Source organism: Curtobacterium sp. B8, from assembly GCF_000333315.1.
Taxonomy (GTDB): domain Bacteria; phylum Actinomycetota; class Actinomycetes; order Actinomycetales; family Microbacteriaceae; genus Curtobacterium; species Curtobacterium luteum.
This window is the reverse complement of the sequence record NZ_BACW01000174.1, coordinates 1-2,910: the sequence shown is the minus strand read 5'-3', so window position 1 is coordinate 2,910 and position 2,910 is coordinate 1. Positions and strand designations below refer to the sequence as shown.

The following is a 2,910-nucleotide window of genomic DNA, read 5'->3' as shown; positions in this document are numbered from 1 at the left end:
CATCTCGCTGCAGGAGTCCGCCGCATCCTCGAATCGAAAGACGGATGTGATCATGCGATCAACGAAACGAACCAGCGTGCGGGCTGCTGTCGCAGTCTGCGCAGTGATCGGCGCCATCTCCGGTTTCGGCACCACCGGTGCCGTCGCTGCAACACCTGCACCGACCGCCACCGCTGTGCCGACTTCGACACCGACTGCTTCTGCGACAGGTGCCGCACCGGCTCCATCAGCCGACCCGACCACGGACCGAGCTGGCGACGCCTCGGCTGCACCTCCGGACGGGCACTGGGTAGCGCTCGACCCGGTCACGGCAACCACTCCTGCAGTGCCGACGCACGTCTTGACGAAGGGCTCGTGCCCCTCAGGCACGACGAACTACTCCGGCTCGAAGCACCCCTACAGCTGCCTGGCGGTGTTCCTGGACGGTAGCCACCACCAGGTCGGCCTCCGCATCGGACGATCAGGGAGCGAGACCTCCGCGTTCGGCTACCTCCATGCTCTGCAGGACCACAACGTCGAGGAGCAGACCATCGAGCACGCGGTGCAGATCAACGCCGCCGGGGTCCTCCAGCCGAACAACCGTCGGCTGTACGGAGCTGAGTTCGTCGCCAAGGGCAAGGCGATGGAGGAGTTCGTCGCGTTCGAAGAGCGTGCGCCGTCCTCGGCTTCACCGGACAAGTACGACCTGGGGATCGTGACTGCGTACTGCACCGCCGCGCCGAGCGGCCCCATCTCGCGGTGCCCGGACTGGGTGAACGACTCCCTGTGAAACCCGAACAGGTGCGGCAGCTCGCGACGTTCCTCCCGACAGACTGGGGACACGTCGGACCGTCGATCGTCCGACCGGGCGCGGCCTCGCCCGAAGGGTTCGAAAGCACTCGCGCGTTCAACCCCGACGGCGGCCCTGCACCTTCGGTGAAAAACACCGCTCGGAATCTCGGAAGCACGTCGATCGCCACTGACCTGGTGCTTCGGCTGCACTTTGAGCAGTCGGACACTGCCTTCGTGATCGTGTGGGTCGTGGCCTTGGCGGGAACGTCGGGGGATGTGCCGCTTCGTGAAGTCTCGAGCAGTATCTGGGCCTTGCTGCTGCGGCGAGTCTCGAGCGACCTGCTTTCCCAGACGGTCGTGACCAGCACCGGCGTCCGCCTGCTGATCGACTAGCTCCGCTTGTCAATCCCCGGGAGGAGCCGATCTGGTTCCTACCGGGGGCTCGATCGGGACCCGGTCCGGACCGCTGCTGCGAGGTGCGGAATGCGGCAAACGCCTGTCCCGGTGGATGACGGACCGGCACCGTGCCTCCAGTCCGCTCACCAGCGAGCGCCGCCGACGAAGCAAGCACCGCGCACCACCCAGCCACCCCGCCTACGCTCGAACGAATGCCCACCCCGCACGACCAGCCCGCCCCCAGCACCACCGCGCCCACCGACACCCCCGACGGCTTCATCCGCGTCCGCGGCGCCCGCGAGCACAACCTCCGGGACGTCGACGTGGACATCCCCCGCGACCGCATCGTCGCCTTCACGGGCATCTCCGGCTCGGGCAAGTCGAGCTCGCGTTTCGGCACGGTTTTCGCGGAGGCGCAGCGCCGCTTCCTCGAGTCCGTCGCCCCGTACGCCGCCGGGCTCATCGCGCAAGGCAGCACACCGCACGTCGACGCGATCACGGGCCTGCCCCCGGCCGTCGCCCTGCAGCAGCGCCGCGGTGCCCCGAGCACCCGCTCGACCGTGGGAACGCTGACGACGCTGAGCAACTCGGTCCGCATGCTCTACTCGCGTGCCGGCACCTACCCCGATGGCGCGACGCAGCTCTACTCCGACTCGTTCTCGCCGAACACGGTGGCGGGAGCGTGCCCGCGCTGCCACGGCCTCGGCACGGCGCACGAGGTGACGGAGGCCTCGGCGGTCCACGACCCGTCGCTGTCCATTCGGGAGGGTGCGATCACCGCGTGGCCAGGCGCGTGGCAGGGCAAGAACCTCCGCGACGTGACGGCGGTCCTGGGGTACGACATCGACCGGCCGTGGCAGGACCTGCCGAGGGCCGACCGCGACTGGCTCCTCTTCACCGAGGAGCAGCCGGTGGTCGAGGTGCACCCGAAGCGCGACCGCGTGGCGAAGCCGTACAAAGGACGGTTCTGGAGCGCCCGGCAGTACACGCTGCACACCCTCGCGGACTCGCAGAGCGAGACGCAGCGGAACAAGGCCCTGCGCTTCGTGGAGTCGGGCCCGTGCCAGTTGTGCGGGGGCTCGGGGCTGACGCGGGCGGCCCTCGCGGTGACGTTCGGCGGACTGAGCATCGCCGAGTTCAACGCGCTGCCGCTGAGCGAGGTCGTCGAGGTCCTCCGACCCGCCGTCGAGCTGACGGACCCGACGCCGGCGCAGAGCTCGGTCACGTCCGGCGAACGCTCGGAGGTGGCGCAGTCGATCGCGACGGACCTGCACGGCCGGATCGACGTCCTTATCGGGCTCGGCCTCGGGTACCTCGGGCTCGACCGGGCGACGCCGACGCTCTCCCCCGGCGAGACGCAGCGGCTCCGGATCGCGACGCAGCTCCGGTCGGGGCTGTTCGGCGTGGTCTACGTTCTCGACGAGCCGAGTGCCGGCTTGCACCCGGCGGACACGGAGTCGCTCGTGCAAGTGCTCGGCGACCTCCGCGCGAGCGGCAACAGCGTGTTCGTGGTCGAACACGACATGGACATCGTCCGGCGGGCGGACTGGATCGTGGACGTCGGACCGGGCGCGGGCTCGGGAGGTGGTCGCGTCCTCTACAGCGGTCCCCCGGCCGGGCTCGCCGAGGTCAAGGAGAGCGTCACCCGCCGCTACCTCCAGCCCGGCGGCGAGCGCGCGGCGCACGAGCAGCGGGAACCGGTCGGCACCCTCAAGATCCGCGACGCGGCCTCCACAACCTGAC

2 protein-coding genes and 1 pseudogene are annotated in these 2,910 nt (G+C 69.7%); all 3 read left to right on the top strand.

Features of this window, described 5'->3' with window-relative positions; all coding sequences use genetic code 11:
* Positions 1–325: 325 nt before the first annotated feature.
* The gene (locus I59_RS04310) at positions 326–769 is read left to right on the top strand and encodes a hypothetical protein (protein WP_022902814.1); all 444 of its coding nucleotides are present in this window, start codon (positions 326–328) and stop codon (positions 767–769) included.
* Positions 766–1,164, top strand: a complete 399-nt coding sequence (locus I59_RS21875) for a hypothetical protein (protein WP_148286082.1) — start codon at positions 766–768, stop codon at positions 1,162–1,164. The genes I59_RS04310 and I59_RS21875 overlap by 4 nt, the downstream gene beginning before the upstream one ends.
* A 215-nt stretch (positions 1,165–1,379) precedes the next feature.
* Positions 1,380–2,888, top strand: a pseudogene (locus tag I59_RS04300) (ABC transporter); the annotation flags it as partial.
* Positions 2,889–2,910: the final 22 nt, after the last annotated feature.